The sequence below is a fragment of the Ramlibacter sp. genome (genome assembly GCF_028291745.1).
GTDB lineage: Bacteria > Pseudomonadota > Gammaproteobacteria > Burkholderiales > Burkholderiaceae_C > Ramlibacter.
On the sequence record NZ_JAQGNQ010000016.1, the window covers coordinates 1 to 23,052 of the forward strand.

A 23,052-nucleotide genomic window follows, 5' to 3' on the forward strand; every position below is an offset into this window, starting at 1 on the left:
GCCTCGGCCTGGCGGATGAACCCGATGATCTGCTCCTCGCTGAACCTGCTCTTCTTCATGCCCGTCATTCTCCTGGTTGACGGACTTCGCTAACTTCAGGCTGGTACGGCAGGAGGGGAGCAGGTCATTACCACGGCTTGCGCTTCAGCGGCGATGGGCATTGCCGCGGTACACCGGAGAAGTTGAGACTTGGAGAGGTTGACTGCTTCACGATCTCATGTTTTCCAGTCGTCTCTCAAGATGGGCTGGTCTGGACATGCTTGATACCTGGAAGCGATGAGAAGGTTCCGAAACTTCTCGGTCTCTCAGAGGATCGGGGGACGGGCGACGAAAAGCTGCCGCTAGCAGTTGGGGCTCGGGCGCGCTTCGATCGCAAGCCCCCAGGCAAAGTGGCCTCCGCAGCGAGCTACTGCGATCCGCTTGAAAGCCTCGCACTCGAAGAGTGTCGCAGGCTGCTCCAAACGATGGGCCTGCAGGCGCATGTGGACCTTAGATGACTTGCATGGCTGGGCGGATACCAAGGCGCGTTCGGTGAGTCGATGGAACCGGCCCATGAAGCACGGACCCGGTCTCTCTAGGATTCAAAGATGAAGCTTTCAAGGCGAGCTCAGACCACCTCTCCCTTCTTTGCGATGGACTTTGGAGAGCGTGCAGCTGCGCTCCAGGCGCAAGGGATCGATGTTGTCAAGCTTAGTATTGGAGAGCCTGACTTCGGACCACCTCCTGCCGTGCTCAGCGCAGCGCACGCCGCGATCGAAGCTGGTGATTTAAGGTATACGCCAGCGCTAGGTTTGCCCGAGCTGCGTAGTGCCATTGCAAACTTTACGCGACGACCCACAAGGTGGATATCTCGCCGAGTCGGGTCGTCGTCACAGCCGGGGCGTCGGCAGCGCTGCTTCTGGTCACGGCTGCTCTCGTCGACCCGGGTGATGAGGTGATAGTGGGCGACCCCTCCTACCCGTGCAATCGGCAACTTCTAAGCAGTTTTGGTGCAACAGTCAAATTGGTCCCTACCGGTCCCTCGAGTCGCTTCCAGCTCGATCTGAGCGGCGTTCAGAAGAACTGGTCCGACCGGACGCGGGGGATGATGATCGCGAGCCCATCCAATCCTACCGGTACTTCAGTGCCAGCCCACGAGCTGAGCGTACTTTGTGACTGGGTGCGGAGCCTTGGCGCATGGCGAGTCGTCGACGAGATTTATCTGAACCTCGGCGACCCTGACCAACAGGGCCGCGCCCCGCAGACCGTACTATCGTTCGACCGCGATGCCGTCGTGATCAACAGCTTTTCGAAGTACTTCGGAATGACGGGTTGGCGACTTGGGTGGTGCGTGGTGCCTCCGGGGATGGTGTCGGCAATAGAGCGCCTTGCGCAGAACTACTACATCTGTGCTTCGACGGTGGCGCAACGGGCTGCACTCGCATGCTTCTCCGTAGCGTCCCTCGAGGCTTGCGAGGCTCGTCGGATCGAGTTTGGTCGACGCCGGCGGCTTGTTCTTGATGGCTTAGCGGAGCTCGGTATTCCAGTTCCGGTGCCGCCCGACGGCGCTTTCTATGTCTATCTGGACGTAAGCGGCACCGGGCTAACGTCTTGGCAGTTTTGTGAGCGGGCCCTGGTGGAGGCTCACGTTGCACTGACGCCGGGAAAGGATTTTGGCAATTTTGGCGCGGACACTTATGTGCGACTGTCGTACGCTGCTTCGATGGCAACTCTTCAGGAAGCGATCAGCCGGCTTGGACGGGCCAGGAGTGCGCTGAGGGCGGGCTGAGGCACGTCATTGCGTATCGGTGGCGGCAACCTGATCTCGGGCGCTCCATGGCCGTGAAGTCCATGTACCGGAAGGTGATCGGCATCGAGTGGAGCGGCGCGCCCTCAATGCCGCGCCCAGTTAAGGAAGAGGCAAGCGCGCGGTGCTGGCGAACGTCACGTCGGTTCTCGGTGGCCTCGTGGTGCGCCAGTCGGCGAGAACAACCGCTGGTCGTGCAGCGCTCCGTGGACGAGATCGTGCTGGTCCACGACAGCAAGATCTTCGACTCAGTCGTGTCGCCTATGGAGCGTTGCAAGCTGGTGACCGAAGGCGCCGCAGCGGCGACGATCGCCGCCTTGCGCACGGGCAAGGTGAACATCCCCAAGGGCACGAAGGCCGTGTGCGTGCTTAGCGGCGACAAGCTGAAGGTCAATCAGATCAAGTGCCTGAACTGAAACTGTGGCGCGCAGGCGCAAGGAGGACGGCATGAGCAGCGGCACCCAGGTCAAATCACAGGTCGGCACCGAGATCAACTTCGAACGCGACGGCATCCAGACCGGTTGCCTGAGCGTCCCGTATTCGCACGACCGGGACGCCTACGGCTACATCCCAGTGCCGCTGATGGTGGCCAGGAACGGCGAGGGGCCGACGGTGTTCCTAAGCGGCGCGAACCACGGTGACGAATACGAGGGTTCGATCGCCATCATGCACCTGATGCGCGAGTTGAAGCTGGAGCACCTGCGCGGTCGCCTGATCCTCATCCCGGCGCTGAACTTCCCCGCGTACCTGAATGGCACGCGGACGTCGCCGGTCGACGGCGGCAACCTGAATCGGCTGTTTCCTGGCGATCCTAATGGAACTCCGACGCAGATGATCGCGCACTACATCGAGACGGAGTTGATGCCGAAGGCCGACTACATCGTCGACTTCCATGCTGGCGGCACGACGATGGACTACCTGCCGATGCTGTTCGTGAACCGTCCCAAGGATGCCGCGGCCAGCGACCGGACCGAGCAGCTGATCGAAGCCTTCGGCGCGCCCCGCGTGATGTACATGGACGAGATCGAAACCGAAGTTATGATCAGTTCGGCGGCGCGCAAGAACCAAACCTTTTTCGCCACCGGCGAATTCGGCGGCAAGGGCACGGTGAGCAAGGAAGGCCTCGCCATCGTGGAACGCGGCATCCGCGGGCTGCTGGCGACGCTTGGCGTGGTGCCTGCGCTCGCACCGAAGGACCGCCCTGCGCCCAGCCGGCGCTACTCCTTCCGCACCGAGAATTACATCTTCGCGCTGGTGCCCGGGATCTTCGAGCCCACCTTCGAGCTCGGTGACGAGGTCAGGGCAGACGACCTGGCCGGATACATCCACGATCCGTACCGCCCCTGGGCGGAACCGGAGCGCGTGCTGTTCCGCGCCAATGGACTGGCCGTGATGAAGCGCACCCTTGCCCGCGTCGACGCGGGCACCTGCCTGGGCCACCTTGCGCAGGAAGAAAACCGCTAGTCCGCAGTCGACGCCTTCATGGTTGCTCCTGGCGTGCGTGGATCGTATCGGGAATTATCGCCACCACCACTCCCCAGGTCCCGCTCCAAGGCTTGCCGCAAGCACTCACATCCGATGTGCGTTTAGGTCGCCGGTCAGCAGCGGCGACGTATGATGCGCGAATGTCCACTCCTGGCGCAGCTTCCGAACGTGCGGAAGAAACTCTTGAAGCAGTGTGAGCGTCCAGCCATCCCACCTTGTTTTGGGATGACGCGCCAGTGACGATGGTGTCCACCTAAAAGAGGTGGACACCAATGCAATCCCAAACATCCCAAACCCCGAGCCGACGCAGTCACGGCGTGAAGTTCAAGACCGCCGTGTTGGCTGCATGCCGCGAGCCTGGCGCGTCGGTGGCGGCAGTGGCCCAGGCCACGCGAGGACTCAGCCTCTCACGACAGCGGTCTACCTGCTCTTCCCGGCTTGCCGGGCGGACCAGTTCGCATAGTTCGTCCGCGCGCGCGCATCGAGTTTCAAACCGCGCGCCGCGCACCACTCCGGAAAATCATTTGGGTCCAGGTAGGCCAGCACCACCCGTATCCCCCTCATTTCGAACTGTCTCTTCGCCGCTTCGGCTTTCGACAGCCACGCTTCGTAGCGCGGAGAAATGGCCTGACTATCCTCGAACATCGATCGCATTTCGTCGAAGGACTCGCGACGAAACCACGCAAGTCCTGCCAAGCGAACTGGCTCCACATCCCACCTCCGGTCGTATGCCTACGAAACCATCGTAGCGGTGTTCGCCCAAGGCGGCACACGCCAGACTCTTACCCGGGCAGGGCAGAAGCCGGCCACGGGGCGGTATAACCTCGGCACGATGACGCCCACCAGCCCCGGCACTTTCCTCTACGCCAGCTTTCCCGACGAGATGCCGCAACGCTGCCACAGTCCTCGGATTTCGCTCGGCGGTCAGTGGCCGGTACACTGTGCCCATGGACACGCCGCGCCCTGAAGTCGATAGTCAGATCCTGGATGAGATCTCCGGGCTGATGGAGCACGGCCGGCCGGATGAGCTGACCCTGCGCAGGCTCGACCGCCGGGCCGAGCAGCTGATGCGCACCGACAGGCCGGACTTAGGGTGGGTGGCGCGAGCTGCTGTCGCCGCGTTCGCGTGGGACGTTGGCGCGGTCGAAGACATCTCTCGGCGTGCGCGGCAAGCATTTGGGCGGAATGCAGTGCAAATTGCGAACCTTTCGGTGTCCCATAAGCACGTGAACCTCATGGACCAAGCCGTGGAGTATGCCCGCGAGGCTACTGAGATAGCTCCTGGTGATGCCACGATCATGGATCACTTGCTCCAGGGGTTGGCGCTGAGTGGCCGTTGGAGCGAAGCACTTGCGATCTCGCGAGAGTTCATCCAACGCGTTGGCCCTACGCATGCTGGTCCCGTCGCTACTGAAATCGAAGCGGCATTCCCAATGCGACTCGACTGGCTTGCCCAGGCCGGTGTAAGTGAAGAGCAGCTGCAGTTCGAACTCCGTGAAGCGTGGGCCGCAATGCGAGAAGCACAGGTGCGCTCCGCTGGCGAGCAGTCTTGGTTCGAGGAGGATTGGGAAGGCGGCAGCGGGACGTTCTGTGTGCGCATCCAATTCCCTGGTGACATTGACCTAGAGATGCGGCTCGGATCGCTCTTGGGCCCGCGCCTCGCGCAGCTCCCGCACTGGGACCCCACTCGCTTGAGCGTGGATTTCGCTTATCACCGGGAAGATGCCGACGCAACCGCCTGAGATTCTCGCGTTGGCCGGTCGAATCCGGGATGCGAACCCTGACGAGTGCGGCAGACGAAGCGCCGCCTCCCGCGCATATTACGCGGCACTTCTGCACACTGAGGGGCTGCTTGGGAAGGCGCAGCGTCGGCCGCAGGGCCAGCCTGACTCAAGCCACGAGCAGATTATCAGAGCAGCCCTTCAGCGCAGCTCCTCGGGCGGAGCCGCAGGCGCTGCAGCAGCGAATTTCGCCCGGGAGTTGGCCAGAATGCGGGTGGAGCGAAACCGCGCCGATTACCGCTTACAGGAGACTTTCTCTGAAGCGAACTGCCGGGACATGTTCATCAGATCGAACAGCGTGATGCGTAACCTGCTCGCACTCGGCGACCCTCCGCCTGTCGCAGAAGCCCCAGCCGGCGGCGGCGGCAACGCGGGCACGTCTTCGTCGCCGGGTCCGGGCTCGCCACCGCCAACGGGGCCCCGACCACCGCTGAAGCGCATCCAGTAAGCCTACGCGGCGCGGCCTACTCAGGGTTGCACCGGGTTCGGCCGTCTCAGTGACGCATCGAGCACAGTGACGTGGCCGCCCAACGGCCGGCCGACTGCCAGGCCTCGCCTAGCGGTGATGCACAGCGGAGCCAACGAGAGAGTTGGCTCGGAGGAAATTTGGTATGGAGACGCTCGCCGCACTCGGTTGGCTCGTGGCCGGTGCCCTGGCTGCACGTGTGTTCTGGCCAGGCCTCACCGGCGATCGTCTTCATCGCGCTCTGGTACGAGTTCTCGTTCACCACAGCGCTTGTGGTTTGCGCCTGCCTGCTCGTGATCGGCTTCATCGGCCTGTACATGGCCAGGGACAGCGACTCTGATGACGATTCGACGACGATCACCATCAGGAAGCGTGAGCGCAAAAGCGGCGGAAAGAATAGCGCGGTTCCTGTCCGGATCGAGCCTCGCATCACCTACGTTGATGGCAAGGGAGAAACCACGACTCGCGACATTCGAACGATCAAGTACACAGTGGGATCCCCCGGTCGCATCTATGCGTATTGCAAGCGGGCGAAAGCCAACAGGACCTTTCGCACCGACCGGGTTCGCGAAGCGATCGACCTGGAGACCGGCGAGGTCATCGGGACGTTGCCAGGGTATATGCAAGCCAAGATCGAGCGCCCACAGATCGAAGCGGCCGCGGCGCAGTGATGCGCGTCACGTGCGCCATGTGCGGCCTTCCTGCCAGCCCTGGCGCTCGTCGACCACGTGCGGCCCACCAGGCAGGCTGGCCAGCAGCTGCGCGATCTCGGGGAACCACTTTGGTGCAGTCGACGCCGCTCTTCGTGCGCACTTCGGTCGGGCCGCCGCCAGCGCGCGCCATGCAACCGATAGCCGTCGTACTTCACCTCGTAGATCCCACTCGGCGTGTGTGAAGGGCTTGCCGCCCTCCGTGGCAAGCAATGGGCGGCGGGAGGCCCGCATCACGCCTACAGAATATTCGCGGCGATGGCTTTGGGGATCCCGCGTTGCTCGGCGGACCAGATCGCGTCCCTTTGTGGGATCAGCATCAGTTCTCGGCAGGCCGTGCACTGGAAAAGTCGCCTCCCTGGCAGCAGGCGCATCCAGCCCGCCCGATGCAGCCGGTCCAAGCGTCCGGCGTCGCACTTGCAGACGGCGAACCTCAGGGCAGGTCTACGAGCGATTCGTTCGGCGGCGCGCATGGCTGAGCTTATACGCGCTCCGCGTGCTCGGCCCCCCAGTGCAAGTACCGAGACTTCCCGTGGTTGTAGGAGCTCAGGCGGTAGGTGATGCGAACGGCGCCCACCGTCGGCACGAAGAGCACGACCTGGTGCTCGGGCTGGCCAGCTTGGTCGGGGCCGGCCGGTGGCAGCTCGGAGCTGGCACCGCCCACGCAGTGCCCGGGGACCAGGGCGAGGATGCCGTTGTCAGCCATATCAGATGATCCCAAGGCAAGCGGTGGCGTACTGTCACCGGACTGTCACCAGCGTCACAATGAAAAGAGCCCGCTATCGTTTCCGTAGCAGGCTCTTTATGTCTCACAAAGGCAAGTTGGTAGGACGTGCGGGGCTCGAACCTGCGACCAACGGATTAAAAGTCCGCTGCTCTACCAACTGAGCTAACGTCCCAACCGGTATTTGCCACTGCTTGCACAGCAGCAAAGCCCGCGATTATAGCGGGCTTTCCCGGGCTTTCCCGGGCTATCCGCGGGTGGCGAGGCGATCGAGCAGCCAACCTGCCGCGCACTGGCCGAAGGTCGCCGTCACGCTCACCACCGAGCCGTAACCATGGCAATTCAGCGACCCATCGCCTTCGATCGCGCACGAAGCATCCGGCGGAGCGACAGCCTCGCGGCTGAACACGCAGGGCACGCCGATGCGCTTGCCTTCCCTGGGCGCGCCATGGAACTTGCGCAGGCGATAGCGCAGTTGGGCCAGCAAGGGATCGTGCGTGGTCTGGGAGAGATCGTCGATGTCCACCATGTGCGCCAGGCGCTTGCCGCCGGCGGCGCCGCAGGCGACGAACAGCATGGCCTTGCGCTCGCGCGCCCACGCCGCCATCGCCGTCTTTGCCTTCACTGCGTCGCACGCATCGATGACCGCGGTGACGCCCTCGGGCAGCAACTGCGGCCAGTTCTCCGGTTCGACGAAGTCTTCCACGGTGTGCACGGTGCAGCGCGGATGGATCTGCGCGATGCGCTCGCGCATGGCCAGCACCTTGGCCTGGCCCAGCGTGCTTTCCAGCGCGTGGACCTGGCGGTTGATGTTGGACTCGGCAACGTGGTCCAGGTCGACCAGCGTCAGCGTGCCGACGCCGCTGCGCGCCAGCGCCTCGGCGGCCCAGGAGCCCACGCCGCCGATGCCCACCACCGCGACGTGCGCGCGGCGAATGGCAGCGGCGCCGGCGACGCCATAGAGCCGCTCCAGGCCGCCGAAGCGCCGCTGCAGGTCGGCGGCCTCGTCCAGGTGCGTCATGCGCGCCGGCGCCTCACGGCAGCCTGATCAGCGCAGGCGCGCCAGCCGCTCGCGGGCGGCACTGGCCGCTTCCGATTGCGGATAGGCCTTGACCAGTTCGTCAAGCGTGCGGCGCGCGCTGGCGTTGTCCTTCAGCTCGATCTGGCAGTTGGCGATCGACAGCACCGCTTCGGGCGCCCGCGGATGGTCCGGCGCCTGCTGCAGCAGCGCGCGGAAGTTGGCGATGGCGCCGCGGTAGTCGCGATTGGCGTACTGCGCATTGCCCACCCAGAACAGCGCCGCCGGGCGATAGCCGCTCGAAGGGTACTTGCGCAGGAAGTCGGCAAACGCCGCTTGCGCCGCGACGAAGTCGCCCTTGCGGAAGGCCGCGAGCGCCGCCTCGAATTCGCGCTGCTCGCCCGGATCGGCCGAGAACTCGCGGCCGTCGACCGTGACCTGCACCGGCTCGAACTTGCGCAGGCGCTCCTCGACGCCGGTGGCGATGTCCTTCTGCCGGCGCTGCACGTCCGAGAGATCGCGCGCCAGCTGCTCGTCGCTGCCACGCAGGCGCGCGACGTCCGCGCGCAGCGTCTCGATCTGGTTCTGCAGCTCCAGCAGGCTGCGCCGCAGGGTGCCGTTCTCGTCGTTCGAGCGGCGCAGTTCCTCCGTGAGGGACTGCGAAGCCTGCCGCTGCTGCTCGATGCGCTGGCGCAGGTCGAGGATGGCGCGACGGGCCTCATCGTCCTCGAACAGCGCGGCGTGCGCGGCAGCGGTGAACAGCGAGGCGGCGACCAGCGCCGCGGCCAGCGCGGAACGTTTCATGGCACTCATCGGTAGGCGATCTCGGCGCGGCGATTCTGTGCGAACGCCGATTCGTCGTTGCCGGGCACGGCGGGCTTTTCCTTGCCGAAGCTCACGGCCTCGACCTGCGCGTCGCGCACGCCCAGCAGCTCGAACGCGCGGCGCACGGCTTCGGAGCGGCGCTGGCCGAGGGCCAGGTTGTATTCGCGGCCGCCGCGTTCGTCGGTGTGGCCCTCGATCACCACGTGGCGCGCGCCGTTCTGCTTCAGGTAGCGCGCGTGCGTCTCGATCAGCGACTGGAACTCCGGCTTGATCGTGTAGCTGTCGTAGTCGAAGTACACGATGCGCGCGGCATCGCGCGGGCCGGCCTGGTTGCCCGCCACTTCGTCGGCCTGCACGGGCCGCACCGCGCTCTGGCCGCCGCCGCCGGGCGGCGTGGTGGCCGCATCGGACGGCACGCCGTGGCCGGTCTTGTCTTCCACCGGCACGTCGTCCAGTTTCACGCCGCTGGCGCAACCCGCCAGCGCCGCGGCGACGGTGAGTGCCAGGAACACACGCTTCATCATTTCCGTAATCCTCCTGTTGGAATCGATGTTCATCGTTGGAAGGGGCCCCAGTCGGGCTCGCGGATGTCACCGCCCTTGCCGGGCAGCCGCGCCTTGATCTTGCCGTCGAGTGTGGTGGTCATCAGTGCCTCGGAACCGCCTTGGCGGGTGGCATAGATGATGAGCCGGCCGTTGGGGGCGAAGCTCGGACTTTCGTCCGCGGTGGTGTCGGTGAGCGACTGCACCGTGCCGGTGGCGAGTTCCATCACTTGCAGCTTGAAGGCGCCACTGATGCGGGAAATGTAGGCCAGCGAGCGACCGTCGGGACTGAGGGCCGGCGAAATGTTGTAATTCCCTGTAAAGGTGACGCGCTGCGCCTCGCCACCACTCGCATTCATCTTGTAAATCTGCGGCGCGCCGCCGCGATCGCTGACGAAATAGATGCTGCGGCCATCGGCCGAATAGATCGGCTCGGTGTCGATGCTGCCCGAGGATTGCGTGAGTCGCCTGGGCTCGCCCCCGGTGGAGGGGATCGTGTAGATCTGCGAGCCACCGTCGCGGGTGAGCGTCACGGCCAGCGTGCGCCCGTCGGGCGACCACGCGGGCGCGCTGTTGGAGCCGCGGAAGTTGGCGATCAGGCGCCGGCTGCCGGTGGCCACGTCGTGCACGTACACCACGGGCTTGCGCGACTCGAAGGACACATAGGCCAGGCGCTTGCCATCGGCGGAGAAGGCCGGCGAGATGATCGGTTCGCCGCTGGCCAGGGCCGACTGCGCGTTCTCGCCGTCGGCATCGGCCACCCACAGGTTGTAGCGCGCGCCCGCCTTGGTGACGTAGGCGATGCGGGTGGAGAACACGCCTTTCTCGCCGGTGAGCTTCTCGTAGATCGTGTCCGCGACGCGATGCGCCGCGAGGCGCAGGTCGGCGGCCACCACCACGAAGCCGTCGGCCGCGAGGCTCTCGCCCTTGACCACGTCCCACAGCCGAAAGCGCACGTCGTAACGGCCGTCGGCGAGGCGCGTGGCGCTGCCCACGGCGAGCGAGTCGGCGGCACGCTGCCGCCAGGGGGCGAGATCGGGACGGCTGGTCTCGTCGACCTCACCGGCGCTAGAAGCGTCGATGGCCCGGAAGCGGCCGCTGCGCTCGAGGTCGGCCTGCACGATGCTCGCGAGCTTCTGCGGCAGGCCCTGCTCGCCGCGGAACGGCGCGATGGCGATGGGCAACTGGGTGAGCCCGACGCCGGTGACCTCGACGCGGAACTGGGCCAGGGCCGGCGCGAAGGGCGCCAGCAGGAGCACGCCGGCGCAGGCACGCCGGACGATGGAAATCTGGTTCATGGGCTTGGGCCTGTGTCCTTTCCACGGGGGTAGTTCGGAAGCGGCGCGGCGACGCGGCGCAGCATGGCGCATGGGCGCGAAAGCCCTGCCGGGCCATGAGGGACAATCCAGCATGCCCCGGCCCACGCTCTCCGTCGTCATCGCTGCCAGAAACGAGGCGCACCAGATCGTCGAATGCGTGCGCAGCGTCTCCTTTGCCGACCAGGTGATCGTACTTGATTCGTCCAGCACGGATGGCACCGCCGAGGTCGCGCGCGCCGCCGGTGCGCAAGTACATGTGACGGACTGGCCGGGATACGGACCGCAGCAGCGGCGGGGCATCGCGCTGGCCACCGGCGATTGGGTACTTTCGCTGGACGCCGACGAGCGCATCGGCGCCGAACTGGCCGCGGAGATTCGCGCCGCCATCGAACAACCGGTGGCCGACGGTTACCGCCTGCCACGTTTTTCCAGCTTCTGCGGCCAGTTCATCGAGCACTCGGGCTGGCGGCCCGACTACACGCTGCGGCTCGTGCGGCGTGAGCGCGCCGGCTTTACCGACCACTTCCTGCATGCGCACATGACGGTGGACGGGCAACGCGCCGACCTGCGCTCGCCGATCATCCATTACAGCTACCGTGACCTCGACGACGTGCTCGACAAATTGAGCCGCTATTCGCGCGGCGCGGCGATCGACGCCAACGACCACGGCCAGGCGGGCTCCCTGGCCCGCGCGCTCACCAGCGGCCTCTGGGCCTTCCTGCGGACGTATATCGTGCGGCAAGGCTTTCGCGACGGCCGCATGGGCCTGGTGCTCGCGATCTACAACGCGCAGACCACGTATTACAAGTACCTGCGGCTGTGGTTGATGCAGCGGCCGGTTTCGCTGAAGTCGTCGGTGGATTCGGGGAATGCCCGGTGAATGCGCGGTGACCCTGCGCTGACTACGAGGACGGTAGTTCGTAGGCTGGGCTGCCGAAGGCACCCCAGCGATCGTGCGCCAAAACGCTGGGGTGCCTGCGGCAGCCCAGCCTACAGGGGACGCTCGCGCTCCGGAATCAACCCCACTCGATCGCGCCGTCGCGGCAATACCCGCGCATGGTCATGCCGTAGCTTGCCATTTCGCTGTCGTGCCACTCCTTCTGCTGGCGCAGCAGCTTCGCCTTGTCCACCTTTCGCTGCAGCCACGACTTGCGCAGCAGGCGGTAGTTGTAGCGGTAGCCGAGGTTGTCCCGCTCGCGCAGGCCGCGCTCCTGCTTCATCGCGCTTTGCGTGATGGAGCCGAAATGATGCAGCCACGAGGCGCCGGTCGTGCCGCCCTCGATGCCGGCCTTGGCCATCTCGTGGAAGAAGAGCGAGTCCTCGTAGCCCAGGAGCCTGGGCACCGGCTGGAAATAGCCGACGTCCAGCCAGACCGAGCGGTGGATCGCCATGCAGACCGCATGGCACCAGCCGCGCCGCAGCGCGTCGCGCATCTTGCGTGACGCCTCGGGCGCGAGCGCCTCGAAGTCGTAGCCCAGTTCGCCTTCGACCAGCGCCGGTGAGATCACGCGCAAGCCGCTGCCGCGGGCGGCGCCGATCAGGCTTTCGATCCAGCCGGGGCTGACCAGGACATCGTTGTTCATCACGATGGTCCATTCGGCCTGCAGCGCCAGCGCACCCTGGTTCCAGGCTACGCCGCAACCCAGGTTGTCGCTGTTGTAGATGCGCCCGCCCAGGGGCAGCGTGGCCAGGTACTCGCGGGTGGCGTCCTTGGAGCCGTTGTCCACCACGACCAGCCGGTCGAGGGGGGTGCCATGGCGCACCATGCTCTCTATGCACTGCCGCGTGTAGTCGAGCTGGCCGTAGCAGGCGAAGGTGAGGGCGTATTCTGTCTTGTCCATCTCGGGGCCGGTGCCTGCGCGGGGGCGCAGGGCCCGGCGGCGGAGGATGGTACCCCAAGTGAAAAGTGCGAATTCGGTATCATCCGACACGTGCCCGATTCCGAGCGGCACCAACGGCCCCCGCGCCCCGCTTTCTGCTTTTTTGCGTGCCCACGTATTTCACCGCAACCCTGTCTCCTCCCATACGCGCCGCCGGAACGCACGGCTACTTCCGATTCGCCGTGGTCATGCTGGCGGCCATCGCGCTGGTGGGCTACTTCGTGCTGCCCGGTTGGCTGAGTGCGGCCGTGGTCCTGCTGGAGCTGGCCAGCCTCTGCTTCATCCTGCGGCCTTCCGTGCGACCGGAGCTCAGGCAACTGATGGAGCTGCGCGACACGCGTTGGATGGTGATGGCTTTCAGCGCGCCGCTGGTGGCCGTGACGATCGTCGAGATCGGCAACGTGGTGGCTTCGCAGCGCCGCTTCGAGGCGCCGGCACGCTTGTTCCTGGCTGCCGCGGTGATGCTGGCGGCCCTTGTCGCCCGGGTGGATTTCAGCCGGGTGGCCGCCTGGGTCTTCCCGACCGGGCTGCTGGTCTGCGCGGCCTGGGTCTTCCATCCCTCCAATGCCCTGTTCTACTGGGACGGCCGCGCGGCGACCATCTTCATGGACCCGATCTCGCTGTCGCAGCACGCAGTGATCTGCAGCTTCGTGTGCGCCTTCCTGATCGAGCGGGGGACCCACCAGCGCCGCCTGCAGCAGCTCGTGCTGGCGGCCGGCTTCCTGCTGGGACTGGCGGTAGCGCTGCGCACCGAATCACGCACGGGCTGGCTGATCGTGCCGCTCGCCGCGATCGTGCTGGCCGTCAAGAACACGCGTTGCAAGCGCAGCCTGGCGGCGACGTTGCTGGTCGTGATCGCCCTGCTGCTTGGCGTGTACCTGCTCGCGCCGACCGTGCAGACGCGCATCCATGAAGCGGTGCGGGAATTCGTCACCTACTGCGATGGCGGCGACCGGGACACGTCGATCGGCGTGCGGCTCTCGCTGTTTCGCACCAACCTGATCCTGTTCTCGCAGCGGCCTTGGCTGGGATGGGGCTTCTCGACCGACCCGGACATCCTCTCGATCCCGGCGATCCGCGCGCTCTACACGCCGCTGTTCGGCCACTACTGGACGACGGCCGGAGGCCACAACGAATACCTGCAGGCCATGATGCGCATGGGCCTGCTCGGCCTCGCCTCGCGCTTGCTGTTGCTCGTGACGCCGCTGTGCGTGTTCGCAGCGGCCGTCCGCTCGGGCAATGCGCTGCGCAGGCGCAATGGCTTCCTGGGGCTGGCCGTGGTGATCGGCTACATGGTCGGCGGACTTACGGTGGAGGTGCTCAATCTCTCGTATTCGAGTTCGTTCTACGCCCTGCTGGTCTCCCTGTTCGCCGCGGGCGCCCTGCCCCGGCCGCAGTCCTTCGGCGAGGCCACTGGCGTGCCGCCGATGACGGCATGCGGGACCCTGCCATGAGCGACGCCAGCGCCGCTGCCGCCGGCTCCGCACTGGCCAGCGCCACCCCCGGGCGCTCGGCGATGCTGGACGGCCTGCGCCGCTTCCTGCCCTACATCCGCAACGTGCGCGGCCTCTGGACGGCAGTGTTCCTGTCCACAGTGGTGGTGGCTGCCACCGAACCGGCCGTCCCTGCCCTGCTCAAGCCGCTGCTCGACCGCGGCTTCGGCCAACACCACTTCAGCCCCTGGTGGGTGCCCGCGTGCCTGCTGGTGGTGTTCGGCATCCGCGGGACGGCCGGCTTCATCGCCGACATCGCGCTGGCCAAGATTGCCAACTCCGCGATGTACGCGCTGCGGCAGGCGCTGTTCCAGCGCATGCTGGCCGCGCGCATGGACCTGTATGCGCGCGAGACGGCCAGTTCCCTGTCCAACAGCATCGTGCACGAGGTGCAGAACGCCGTGAGCATGCTGACCAACGCGCTCAGCAACTTGGCGAAGGATGGCCTCACACTGATCGCACTGCTCGGCTACCTGGTCTACCTGAACTGGATGCTCACGCTGGTGGTCGCCTTCCTCGCGCCCGCGGTGGCGTGGCTGATGCGCACGGCCTCGCGCCGGCTGCGCAAGCTCACGCGCAGCAGCCAGGCCGCGACCATCGAACTGGCGTACGTGGTGGAAGAGAACGTGCTGGCCAGCCGCGAGGTGCGCCTGCACGAGGCGCAGACGGCGCAGGCGCATCGCTTCGAGCGCCTGAGCACGACCTTGCGCCAGCTGGCGATGAAGTGGTCGGTGGCCGCGGCCGGCATCACGCCGCTGACGCACATGCTGGCGGCCTGCGCGCTCTCGGTCGTGATCTGCATCGCGCTCTCGCAGACCACCGACGGCATGACCGTTGGCGGCTTCGCATCGTTCGTGACGGCCATGCTGATGCTGCTGTCGCCGATCAAGAAACTGTCGGAGGCGACCAGCCCGATCACCAAGGCGCTCACCGTGCTGGAGCGCTCCTTCGCCCTGGCGGAGTCGTGCCCGCTGGAGACCGGCGGCAGTTTCGACCCCGGCAAGGCGCGGGGCAACATCGAGTTCCGCAACGTCACGATGGCCTATGCCGGCGCGACCGTCGCCGCGCTGCAGGACGTGTCGCTGCAGATCCGCCCTGGCGAAACGCTCGCGCTCGTCGGGCCGTCGGGGTCCGGCAAGACGACGCTTGCAAGCCTGCTGCCGCGCTTCGTCGAGACCACGGGCGGCACCGTGCTGCTCGATGGCCGCGACATCCGCGAATGGGACCTGCACGCGCTGCGCCGCCAGTTCGCCATGGTCAGCCAGAGCGTGGTGATGTTCAACGAGTCGCTGGCGGCCAACGTCGCGCTCGGCGAGGAAATCGATCGTGCGCGCGTGCTCGAAGTGCTGGAGGCGGCCAACCTGCAGGACCTGCATGCGCAGTTGCCCGAGGGCATCGACTCGGTGCTCGGTCACAACGCCGCCATGCTTTCCGGTGGCCAGCGCCAGCGGCTGGCCATTGCCCGCGCCCTGTACAAGGACGCGCCGATCCTGATCCTCGACGAGGCGACCTCGGCGCTCGACAACGAATCGGAGCGCATCGTGCAGCAGGCGCTGCGCCGCCTGATGGCCGGGCGCACCACGCTGATCATCGCGCATCGGCTCTCGACCATCCAGCATGCCGACCGCGTCGCCGTGCTCAAGAGCGGCCGGGTCGTCGAGCTCGGCTCGCATGCCGAGCTGATGCAGCAAGGCGGCTTGTACGCAACCTTGCGCGCCTTGCACGACGGCGGGGGACTGCTCGATTGATCCCTCCGGCACCCTCGTCCGTGCTGGTGGTCGTCACCCGGCAGATCGGCGATGTGCTGCTCACCACGCCGCTGATCCGCCGCGCGCGCGAGCTCTGGCCGCAGGCGCGCATCGACGTGCTTGGCTTCGAGGGCACGCTGGGCATGCTGCGCGGCAATCCCGACGTGAACGAACTCATCGCCGCCGGCAAGCGCCCGGGCTGGCGCGGCGGCTTGCGCCTGGTACGCCGGCTGTGGCGCCGCTATGACCTGGGCCTGGTGGCGGAGGCCAGCGACCGCGCGCACCTGATTGGATGGCTGGCCGCGCGGCGCCGGCACGGCCTGCTGCGCCGCGGCCACGGCAGCAACTGGTGGAAGCGCCTGGGCCTGGCCCACGCGGTCGAGAGCGATGGCGACACGGGCGAGGTGCACGTCGTCGACGAAAAGCTGCGCCTGCTCGAGCCCTGGGGATCCCCGGCTGCCCCGCGCGCGGTCGCACCGCCGCCCACACCGCTGCCCGCCGAGATCGCGGCGCAGGTGCAGCCCGGCGCCGTCGTCATGCACGTGCCCTCGATGTGGCCGTACAAGCAATGGGCGCCGGAGAACTTCCGCGCCGTGGCAAGCGAGCTGCTGGCGCGTGGCCACCAGGTGGTGCTGACCGGCACGGCTGGCGCGCGCGACCAGGAATGCATCGCGCCGCTGCGTGACCTGGCGCCGGCGCCGCGGCTGCTGGACGTGTCCGGCCGGCTCGACCTGGACCAGGTCGGCACGCTGCTGGCCGGTGCCGCGCTCTACATCGGGCCGGACACCTCGGTATCGCATCTCGCCGCGGCGGTCGGCGTGCCGACGCTGGTGGTGTTCGGGCCGACCAACCCGCAGCGCTGGGCACCCTGGCCCGCGACCGCGCAGGCGCCGGTGCAGTTCCAGCGGCGCGCGCCGGCGCAGACGATAGGCAACGTCACCATCGTGCAGGCGATGCTGCCCTGCGTGCCGTGCAGCCGCGCCGGCTGCGAGGATCACCTCGCCAGCCGCAGCGATTGCCTGCTGCAGATCACGCCCGGGGAAGTGCTGGCACAGGCGCTGGCACTGCTGCAGGCGCGCGCGCCGCGCGAACTGCACGCGCACTGAAGGCGGCATGGCCAACCCGCGCCCCCGCCTCTTCGACTGCTTCACCTTCAACGGCGAGCACGACCTGCTGCGCCTGCGCCTGCAGCTGCTGCGCGGCGTGGTGGACTATGCCGTGGTCGCCGAGGCCAGCCGCACCTTCACCGGCAAGCCCAAGCCGCTGCGCTTCGATCGCACGCTGCTGCCGGCCGATGGCCCGCAGGTGATCTACCTGCCGGTCGACGACCTCGAGGCCGATCCGCCCTCGCCCTGGTCCAACGAGAACCGCCAGCGCAATGCGCTCGGTCGGATCCTGGCCGAGCCGCCACCGGAACTGGCAGGCGGCGTGCGCGACGAGGACTGGATCCTGCTGTCCGACGTCGACGAGATCCCCGATCCACGGTGCCTGGCCGCGTTCCGGCCCGCGCTCTATCGCAGCGCCCTGCTGCTGCAACGCAATTTCTGCTACGCGTTCAACAACCAGGCGGTCACCGCGAGCGGCCGCGAGGTGCTGTGGCAGCGCGCGCGCCTGACCACCGCCGGCCACTTCCGATCGTGCTTCGGCACCATGCAGCGGCTGCGCGACTTCCGGGTGCCAGGTCCGCTGCGCAGCATCGCGCGCGGCTGGAACAAGTTGCGCACGCAACGGCTGGCGCAGGCCGGCTGGCACTTCTCGTACCTGATGACGCCCCAGCAGATCGTGGAGAAGCTTGCGGCCTTCTCGCACCAGGAATTCAACACCCCGGAGATCGCCAGCGTCGACTACATCCAGCGCTGCATGCGCGAGGGCAAGGACCTCTTCAGCGGTGGGCGCTTCCGCGTGGTGCCCGTCGACGAAAGCTTCCCGGCGCCGTTGCGGCAGGAGCGGGCGCGCTACGAGAAGTTCATCTGGCCGTGAGGCGGGGCGCCTGACCAGCGCCGCATGGATTGCGGGTCAAGCCCGCAATGACATGAGCGTGGAGTGAATGTCATTGCGAGGATGACATGAGCGTGGAATGGATGTCATCCCGGGCTTGACCCGGGATCCACCACGGCGTTTGCACGAGCGCCGCACGGATTGCGGGTCAAGCGCCCAATGACAGCCGATCGCCGTGTCACAGCAGCACGATGTCGTACTGCTCCTGTCCCATCGCGGCCTCGCTTTGCAGCGAGATCGGCTTGCCGATGAATTCCGACAGGCCGGCCAGGTGCTGGCTCTCCTCGTCGAGGAACAGCTCGATCACCTTGGGCGCGGCGATCACCCGGTATTCGCGCGGATTGAACTGGCGCGCCTCGCGCAGGATCTCGCGCAGGATGTCGTAGGCCACCGTGCGCGGCGTGCGCACGATGCCCTTGCCCTGGCAGAGGGGGCACGGCTCGCACAGCATGTGCGACAGCGACTCGCGCGTGCGCTTGCGCGTCATCTCCACCAGCCCCAGCTGCGAGAAGCCGGCGGCCATGGTCTTCACCCGGTCGCGCGTGAGCTGCTTGCGGAATTCGCCCAGCACCGCTTCGCGATGTTCCTCGCGCTGCATGTCGATGAAGTCGACGATGATGATGCCGCCCAGGTTGCGCAGCCGCAGCTGCCGCGCAATCGCCTGCGCCGCCTCGAGATTGGTCTTGAAGATCGTCTCGTCGAAATTGCGGGCGCCGACGTAGCCGCCGGTGTTGACGTCGACGGTGGTCAGCGCCTCGGTCTGGTCGACGATCAGGTAGCCGCCCGACTTGAGCTCCACGCGCCGGCCCAGGGCGCGGGCCAGTTCCTCGTCGACCGAATACAGGTCGAAGATCGGCCGTTCGCCGTTGTACAACTGCAGCCGCTGCGCCGCCGCCGGCATGAACTCCTGGCCAAAGGCCGCCAGCAGTCCGAACTGCTCGCGCGAGTCGATGCGGATGGTCTGCGTCTCCTCGGTCACCAGGTCGCGCAGCACGCGCTGCAGCAGGTTCAGGTCCTGCTGCAGCAGCGAGGGTGGCGGCAGCCGCGTGGCGGATTCGCGGATGCGCGTCCACGTCTTGCGCAGGTACGCGATGTCCTCGGCCAGTTCGGCGTCGCTCGCGTCCTCGCCGTTGGTGCGCAGGATGAAGCCGCCGCCCGCCGTGCCCACCAGCTTGTTCATGCGCCGGCGCAGCGCGTCGCGCAGGTCCTGCGGGATCTTCTGCGAGATGCCGATGTGGTCGTCCTGCGGCAGGAACACCAGCAGCCGGCCGGCGATGCTGATCTGCGTCGACAGGCGCGCGCCCTTGGTGCCTATCGGGTCCTTGATCACCTGCACCATCAGCGCCTGGCCCTCGAAGACCTGCTTCTCGATGGGCACCTGCGCCTGCGCGCTGCGCGTGGGCGGCTCGCCATCGGGCTGGCGCTGCCACACGTCGGCGACGTGCAGGAAGGCGGCGCGCTCCAGTCCCATGTCGATGAACGCCGACTGCATCCCGGGCAGCACGCGCGCCACCTTGCCCAGGTAGACGTTGCCGACGAGCCCGCGTTCGAGCGTGCGCTCGACGTGCAATTCCTGCACCGCGCCGTTCTCGACGATGGCGACCCGCGTCTCCTGCGGCGACCAGTTCACCAGGATGTCCTGCTGCATGTTGGGGGAAAGGATAACCGACCGGTCGGGCTCGCGCGCCGCTTGTTCGAGTGGGCCGGCGCGCCGGTGCCGGCGTGCTGGCGCCGAAGGACGGCCTCCGAGGGCATGGATGGCGCCCCGCTCCTGCCTTTCTCCAGAGCGCCTGGCGGCCGGAGAGGCTAGGCCACTCCCAGCTGCCGCAGCAGCGCCGCGGTCTCGTACAGCGGCAGCCCCATGATGCCGGTATAGGAGCCGGCGATGTGTTCGATGTGCGCCGCCGCGCGCCCCTGCACCGCATAGGCGCCGGCCTTGCCCATGGGCTCGCCGCTGGCGACATAGGCGCGGATCTGCGGCGGCGTCAGCGCTGCGAAGCGCACCCGCGAATCGCTCACGGCCTGCACGCGGGTGCGGCGCGACTGCACCGCGACGGCCGTGAGCACGCGGTGCGTGCGCCCGGAGAGCTCGCGCAGCATGCGACGGGCGTCGGCCTCGTCCTCGGGCTTGCCGTAGATCGCCCGGCCCAGGGCGACGGTGGTGTCCGAGCACAGCACGGGCGCAGGCGGCAGTCCGCGGCGCCGCAGTCGCGCGAGTGCGGCATCGAGCTTGAGGCCGGTGACACGCTGCACATAAGCGGCCGGCGCCTCGGCCGGGCGCACGGCCTCGAGCGCCTCGCTGTCCTCGTCGGGATCGGGCAACAGCAGTTCGTGGCGCACGCCGATCTGTTCCAGCAACTGGCGGCGGCGCGGGCTTTGCGAGGCGAGGTAGATGAAGTCCATGGGCTGCGGATCATGACAGGCGGCGATGTCATTGCGGGTGACATCCTTTCCATGTCATTGCGGGCTTGACCCGCAATCCATGCGGCGCTTGTGCCAGCGCCGTCGTGGATCCCGGGTCAAGCCCGGGATGACATCCGAAGACAGGACATCCGACGGCATGACCTCGCAGCCTCACTCCCGGTGATACGGATGCCCCGCGTTGATCGACCACCCGCGATAGAGCTGTTCGGCGAGCAGCACGCGGACCATCGCGTGCGGCAGCGTCAGGTCGGACAGGCGGATGCGTTCGTGCGCCGCCTGCCGCAAGGAGGGATCGAGTCCGTCCGGCCCGCCGATCAGCAGTGCGACGACGTCGTTTTCCAGCTGCCACACCTTCAGCTTGGCCGCCAGTGCGACGGTGGTCAGCGCTGTCCCGCGTTCATCCAGGGCAACGATGCGCGCACCGCGAGGGATCGCCGCTTCGATGCGCTCGCGCTCCGCCGACAGCAAGGCCGGCAGCGTCTTCGAGGCGCGCGGCTCGGTCTTCACCGCCTTCAGTTCCAGCCGCATCTCGGGCGGAAAGCGCTTGGCGTAATCGTCCCAGGCGGTCTGCGCCCAGTCGGGCACGCGCTGGCCGACCGCCACGACCAGCAGGCGCATGTCAGGCCCTGGTCGGCGTCTTCTTGGCGGCGGTCTTCACCGGAGCGGTCTTCACCGGAGCCTTCTTCGCCGCGGTCTTGGCGGGCGCCTTCAAGGCCGCCTTGCCGGCGGCCGTCCTGGCGGTGGACACCGCGCCGGTCTTGACGGGCGTGTGGGCGGCCGTCTTCGCCGGTGCCTTGGCCGCCGTCCTGCCGCCCGCGCTGCGGGGCGGAGCCTTCTTCGCCGGCCGCTTCTTCGCGGTCTCTGCCGCCTGCTTGGCCTCGCGCTCCGCGGTCTTGGCCGCGCTGCTGCGCCGCAAGGAGGTCGGCACCTTCTTCGCCGGCACGGGCTCACGCTCCGGCGTCGCCGGCTTGGACGCGCCCAGGCGCAGCCGGATCGGCTTCTCGCCCCAGATTTCTTCCAGGTGGTAGTACTGGCGGATGGCCGGCTGCATGATGTGGGCGACGGCGGCGCCGCAGTCCACGATGATCCATTCGCCGTTGTCCTCCCCCTCGATCCGGGGCTTGGGGAAGCCGGCCTCACGCACGGCGTCGATCACGCTGGAGGCCAGCGCCCTGGTCTGCCGGTTCGACGTGCCCGATGCGACGATCACCCGTTCGAACAACGGCGACAGATGCTCCGTGTCGAAGACCTGGATGTCGTGGCCTTTCACGTCTTCGAGGCCGTCGACGATGGCCCTCTGGAGTTTCTGCGTGTCCTTCTTGGCGGCGGTTTCTGTCGTCATCAGTGGGTGTGATAGAGATGATGGGATTCAATATAACTGGCAACCGCTGGACCAACCAGATCGGTGATGTCCTGCCCGGCTGTCAGCCGGGCCCGGATTTGGGTGGCACTCTCGGGCATCTGCGGCAGCGCCAGCAGGGCCACGCGCACTCCGGGCAGCGCCCGCAGCGTGGCCACGCCGGCACCGTCGCCGCGGCCCGCGACGCACAGAACCGCGAGTTGCGCGATCTCCTGCCAGGCGTGCCAGCGCGTGAAGCCCGCGGCCTGATCTTCGCCCAGCAGCAGGTGCAACTGCGCAATGGGATGCTCTGCCTGCAATTCATGCAGCGTGTCGACGCTGTAGGTCGGGCCCGAGCGCCTGAGTTCACGATCGTCAACGTACACGGCTGCGATCCCGGCAAAGGCGAGCCGGCTCATCGCCAGGCGATCTTCCGCTGGCGTGAGCGTGCGGCTCTTGTGCCAGGCATTGCCGGTGGGCAGGACGTAGAGGCGATCGAGCGCGAGCTGCGCGATCGCCGCGTGCGCCATTGCGACATGGGCGCGATGGGGTGGATCGAAGGCGCCGCCGAACATGCCGACGCGTTGCAGCGAAAGCGTCAAACCCAGTCCTTGCGGACCAGGAAGCGGTCCAGGAGTTCGGCTTCACGCGTGCCCGCGGCGGGCTGCTGCCGGTAGGCCCACGAGGCCTGTGGCGGCATCGACATCAGGATCGATTCGGTGCGGCCGCCGGACTGCAGGCCGAAGTGCGTGCCACGGTCCCACACCAGGTTGAATTCGACGTAGCGACCGCGGCGCAGCAGCTGCCACTCGCGTTGCGCCGGTGTCGCCGGCAGATCCTTGCGCCGCTGCAGGATCGGCAGGTAGGCCGCCAGGAAATGGTCGCCCACCGACTGCAGCAATGCGAAGCTGGGCGCGAAGCCCTGCTCGAAATAATCGTCGAAGAAGATCCCGCCGATGCCGCGCGGCTCGCCGCGGTGCTTGAGGAAGAAGTAGTCGTCGCACCAGGCCTTGAAGCGCGGGTGCTTGTCGGCGCCGAAGGGCGCGAGGCTGTCGCGGCAGACGCTGTGGAAGTGGACCGCGTCCTCCTCGTACCCGTAGTACGGCGTGAGGTCCATGCCGCCGCCGAACCAGTACACCGCGGGCGCAGCGGCCGGCAGCGCAGCCAGCATGCGCACGTTCATGTGCACGGTGGGCGCCTGCGGATTGCGCGGATGAAAGACCGCGGAGACGCCCATCGCCTCGAACGACGCGCCCACCAGCTCGGGCCGGTTCTGCGTGGCCGAGGGCGGCAGCTGGGGCCCGCGCACGTGCGAGAAGCCGCAGCCGGCGCGCTCGAATACGCGGCCCTCTTCGAGGATCATGGTGACGCCTTCACCCTGCAGCGGCTCGCCCGGCTCCTTGCGCCAGGCGTCGCTGCGAAAGGGCGTGCCCTCGATCTCGGCGCAGGCGCCGGTGATGCGCTGCTGCAGGCCGGTGAGCCAGTCGCGCACGGCGGCGATGCCCTGCTCCACC

21 protein-coding genes, 1 tRNA gene and 1 pseudogene are annotated in these 23,052 nt (G+C 67.2%); 10 read left to right on the forward strand and 13 right to left on the reverse strand.

Annotation, left to right across the window (positions count from 1 at the left end):
• Positions 1–632: 632 nt before the first annotated feature.
• The 3 genes and pseudogenes from JWP60_RS02245 (at position 633) to JWP60_RS02255 (ending at position 3,250) form a co-directional block, all read left to right on the forward strand.
• Positions 633–1,768: pseudogene (locus JWP60_RS02245) on the forward strand (aminotransferase class I/II-fold pyridoxal phosphate-dependent enzyme).
• Between the two features lie 47 nt (positions 1,769–1,815).
• Positions 1,816–2,202 carry a hypothetical protein gene (locus JWP60_RS02250; RefSeq protein ID WP_299785969.1) on the forward strand — a complete coding sequence of 129 codons (387 nt, stop codon included), beginning with the start codon at positions 1,816–1,818 and terminating at the stop codon, positions 2,200–2,202.
• A gap of 31 nt (positions 2,203–2,233) precedes the next feature.
• Positions 2,234–3,250, forward strand: coding sequence for a succinylglutamate desuccinylase/aspartoacylase family protein (locus tag JWP60_RS02255; RefSeq protein WP_299785971.1), 1,017 nt, complete (start codon positions 2,234–2,236; stop codon positions 3,248–3,250).
• A 441-nt stretch (positions 3,251–3,691) separates the two neighbouring features.
• On the opposite strand, the gene JWP60_RS02260 is transcribed toward JWP60_RS02255, so the two are convergent.
• Positions 3,692–3,967: a hypothetical protein gene (locus tag JWP60_RS02260; RefSeq protein ID WP_299785973.1), complete on the reverse strand. Its 276-nt coding sequence runs from the start codon at positions 3,965–3,967 to the stop codon at positions 3,692–3,694.
• A gap of 251 nt (positions 3,968–4,218) precedes the next feature.
• Between JWP60_RS02260 and JWP60_RS02265 the strand changes: the two genes are divergently transcribed.
• Both JWP60_RS02265 and JWP60_RS02270 read left to right on the forward strand, forming a co-directional pair.
• Positions 4,219–5,013, forward strand: a complete 795-nt coding sequence (locus JWP60_RS02265; RefSeq protein WP_299785975.1) for a hypothetical protein — start codon at positions 4,219–4,221, stop codon at positions 5,011–5,013.
• Between the two features lie 687 nt (positions 5,014–5,700).
• Entirely contained in the window at positions 5,701–6,189 is a 489-nt protein-coding gene (locus JWP60_RS02270; RefSeq protein WP_299785977.1) for a hypothetical protein, read from the forward strand.
• 862 nt (positions 6,190–7,051) lie between these two features.
• On the opposite strand, the gene JWP60_RS02275 is transcribed toward JWP60_RS02270, so the two are convergent.
• The 5 genes from JWP60_RS02275 to tolB all read right to left on the reverse strand — a co-directional run bounded on the left by JWP60_RS02275 (position 7,052) and on the right by tolB (position 10,635).
• Positions 7,052–7,127: transfer RNA gene (locus JWP60_RS02275), tRNA-Lys, on the reverse strand.
• Positions 7,128–7,199: 72 nt separating this feature from the next.
• A complete protein-coding gene (locus JWP60_RS02280) occupies positions 7,200–7,973 on the reverse strand; it encodes a tRNA threonylcarbamoyladenosine dehydratase (protein ID WP_299785979.1) in 774 nt (257 codons plus the stop codon).
• A 27-nt stretch (positions 7,974–8,000) separates the two neighbouring features.
• Complete coding sequence (gene ybgF, locus JWP60_RS02285; RefSeq protein WP_299785981.1) at positions 8,001–8,774, reverse strand: tol-pal system protein YbgF; 774 nt, start codon at positions 8,772–8,774, stop codon at positions 8,001–8,003.
• Positions 8,775–8,779: 5 nt separating this feature from the next.
• Entirely contained in the window at positions 8,780–9,319 is a 540-nt protein-coding gene (pal, locus tag JWP60_RS02290; RefSeq protein ID WP_299785983.1) for a peptidoglycan-associated lipoprotein Pal, read from the reverse strand.
• A 29-nt stretch (positions 9,320–9,348) separates the two neighbouring features.
• Positions 9,349–10,635, reverse strand: coding sequence for a Tol-Pal system beta propeller repeat protein TolB (gene tolB, locus JWP60_RS02295; protein ID WP_299785985.1), 1,287 nt, complete (start codon positions 10,633–10,635; stop codon positions 9,349–9,351).
• Between the two features lie 112 nt (positions 10,636–10,747).
• On the opposite strand from tolB, the gene JWP60_RS02300 reads away from it, so the two are divergent.
• Positions 10,748–11,536: a glycosyltransferase family 2 protein gene (locus tag JWP60_RS02300; RefSeq protein ID WP_299785987.1), complete on the forward strand. Its 789-nt coding sequence runs from the start codon at positions 10,748–10,750 to the stop codon at positions 11,534–11,536.
• A gap of 136 nt (positions 11,537–11,672) precedes the next feature.
• On the opposite strand, the gene JWP60_RS02305 is transcribed toward JWP60_RS02300, so the two are convergent.
• On the reverse strand, positions 11,673–12,497 hold the full coding sequence (locus JWP60_RS02305) for a glycosyltransferase (protein WP_299785989.1): 825 nt from the start codon (positions 12,495–12,497) through the stop codon (positions 11,673–11,675).
• A gap of 146 nt (positions 12,498–12,643) precedes the next feature.
• On the opposite strand from JWP60_RS02305, the gene JWP60_RS02310 reads away from it, so the two are divergent.
• Genes JWP60_RS02310 through JWP60_RS02325 form a run of 4 tightly spaced genes read left to right on the forward strand, consistent with a single transcriptional unit; the run spans position 12,644 to position 17,757 of the window.
• The gene (locus JWP60_RS02310; protein WP_299785991.1) at positions 12,644–13,990 is read left to right on the forward strand and encodes an O-antigen ligase family protein; all 1,347 of its coding nucleotides are present in this window, start codon (positions 12,644–12,646) and stop codon (positions 13,988–13,990) included.
• Entirely contained in the window at positions 13,987–15,777 is a 1,791-nt protein-coding gene (gene msbA / locus JWP60_RS02315; RefSeq protein ID WP_299785993.1) for a lipid A export permease/ATP-binding protein MsbA, read from the forward strand. The genes JWP60_RS02310 and msbA overlap by 4 nt, the downstream gene beginning before the upstream one ends.
• Positions 15,774–16,883 (forward strand): glycosyltransferase family 9 protein, encoded by a 1,110-nt coding sequence (locus JWP60_RS02320; RefSeq protein WP_299785995.1) that lies wholly within the window; start codon positions 15,774–15,776, stop codon positions 16,881–16,883. Before msbA ends, JWP60_RS02320 begins: the two co-directional genes overlap by 4 nt.
• A gap of 7 nt (positions 16,884–16,890) precedes the next feature.
• Positions 16,891–17,757: a hypothetical protein gene (locus JWP60_RS02325; protein ID WP_299785997.1), complete on the forward strand. Its 867-nt coding sequence runs from the start codon at positions 16,891–16,893 to the stop codon at positions 17,755–17,757.
• Between the two features lie 196 nt (positions 17,758–17,953).
• Here JWP60_RS02325 and rng read toward each other — a convergent pair whose 3' ends face one another.
• The 6 genes from rng to hemF all read right to left on the reverse strand — a co-directional run bounded on the left by rng (position 17,954) and on the right by hemF (position 23,051).
• Positions 17,954–19,423, reverse strand: a complete 1,470-nt coding sequence (gene rng / locus JWP60_RS02330) for a ribonuclease G (protein WP_299785999.1) — start codon at positions 19,421–19,423, stop codon at positions 17,954–17,956.
• A gap of 158 nt (positions 19,424–19,581) precedes the next feature.
• Positions 19,582–20,178: a Maf family protein gene (locus JWP60_RS02335; protein WP_299786001.1), complete on the reverse strand. Its 597-nt coding sequence runs from the start codon at positions 20,176–20,178 to the stop codon at positions 19,582–19,584.
• Positions 20,179–20,349: 171 nt separating this feature from the next.
• Positions 20,350–20,817 (reverse strand): 23S rRNA (pseudouridine(1915)-N(3))-methyltransferase RlmH, encoded by a 468-nt coding sequence (gene rlmH / locus JWP60_RS02340; RefSeq protein ID WP_299786002.1) that lies wholly within the window; start codon positions 20,815–20,817, stop codon positions 20,350–20,352.
• Between the two features lies 1 nt (position 20,818).
• A complete protein-coding gene (gene rsfS, locus JWP60_RS02345; RefSeq protein WP_299786004.1) occupies positions 20,819–21,541 on the reverse strand; it encodes a ribosome silencing factor in 723 nt (240 codons plus the stop codon).
• On the reverse strand, positions 21,541–22,140 hold the full coding sequence (gene nadD, locus JWP60_RS02350) for a nicotinate (nicotinamide) nucleotide adenylyltransferase (protein ID WP_363320818.1): 600 nt from the start codon (positions 22,138–22,140) through the stop codon (positions 21,541–21,543). The genes rsfS and nadD overlap by 1 nt, the downstream gene beginning before the upstream one ends.
• Positions 22,137–23,051 (reverse strand): oxygen-dependent coproporphyrinogen oxidase, encoded by a 915-nt coding sequence (gene hemF / locus JWP60_RS02355; RefSeq protein WP_299786006.1) that lies wholly within the window; start codon positions 23,049–23,051, stop codon positions 22,137–22,139. Before hemF ends, nadD begins: the two co-directional genes overlap by 4 nt.
• Position 23,052: the final 1 nt, after the last annotated feature.

Excerpts from the sequence above, each read along its gene's own strand:
- JWP60_RS02250 (WP_299785969.1), top strand. The coding sequence starts at position 1,816 with ATGGCCGTGAAGTCCATGTACCGGAAGGTGATCGGCATCGAGTGGAGC.
- JWP60_RS02255 (WP_299785971.1), top strand. The coding sequence starts at position 2,234 with ATGAGCAGCGGCACCCAGGTCAAATCACAGGTCGGCACCGAGATCAAC.
- JWP60_RS02265 (WP_299785975.1), top strand. The coding sequence starts at position 4,219 with ATGGACACGCCGCGCCCTGAAGTCGATAGTCAGATCCTGGATGAGATC.
- JWP60_RS02280 (WP_299785979.1), bottom strand. The coding sequence starts at position 7,973 with ATGACGCACCTGGACGAGGCCGCCGACCTGCAGCGGCGCTTCGGCGGC.
- ybgF (WP_299785981.1), bottom strand. The coding sequence starts at position 8,774 with ATGAAACGTTCCGCGCTGGCCGCGGCGCTGGTCGCCGCCTCGCTGTTC.
- pal (WP_299785983.1), bottom strand. The coding sequence starts at position 9,319 with ATGATGAAGCGTGTGTTCCTGGCACTCACCGTCGCCGCGGCGCTGGCG.
- tolB (WP_299785985.1), bottom strand. The coding sequence starts at position 10,635 with ATGAACCAGATTTCCATCGTCCGGCGTGCCTGCGCCGGCGTGCTCCTG.
- JWP60_RS02300 (WP_299785987.1), top strand. The coding sequence starts at position 10,748 with ATGCCCCGGCCCACGCTCTCCGTCGTCATCGCTGCCAGAAACGAGGCG.
- JWP60_RS02305 (WP_299785989.1), bottom strand. The coding sequence starts at position 12,497 with ATGGACAAGACAGAATACGCCCTCACCTTCGCCTGCTACGGCCAGCTC.
- msbA (WP_299785993.1), top strand. The coding sequence starts at position 13,987 with ATGAGCGACGCCAGCGCCGCTGCCGCCGGCTCCGCACTGGCCAGCGCC.
- JWP60_RS02325 (WP_299785997.1), top strand. The coding sequence starts at position 16,891 with ATGGCCAACCCGCGCCCCCGCCTCTTCGACTGCTTCACCTTCAACGGC.
- rng (WP_299785999.1), bottom strand. The coding sequence starts at position 19,423 with ATGCAGCAGGACATCCTGGTGAACTGGTCGCCGCAGGAGACGCGGGTC.
- JWP60_RS02335 (WP_299786001.1), bottom strand. The coding sequence starts at position 20,178 with ATGGACTTCATCTACCTCGCCTCGCAAAGCCCGCGCCGCCGCCAGTTG.
- rlmH (WP_299786002.1), bottom strand. The coding sequence starts at position 20,817 with ATGCGCCTGCTGGTCGTGGCGGTCGGCCAGCGCGTGCCCGACTGGGCG.
- rsfS (WP_299786004.1), bottom strand. The coding sequence starts at position 21,541 with ATGACGACAGAAACCGCCGCCAAGAAGGACACGCAGAAACTCCAGAGG.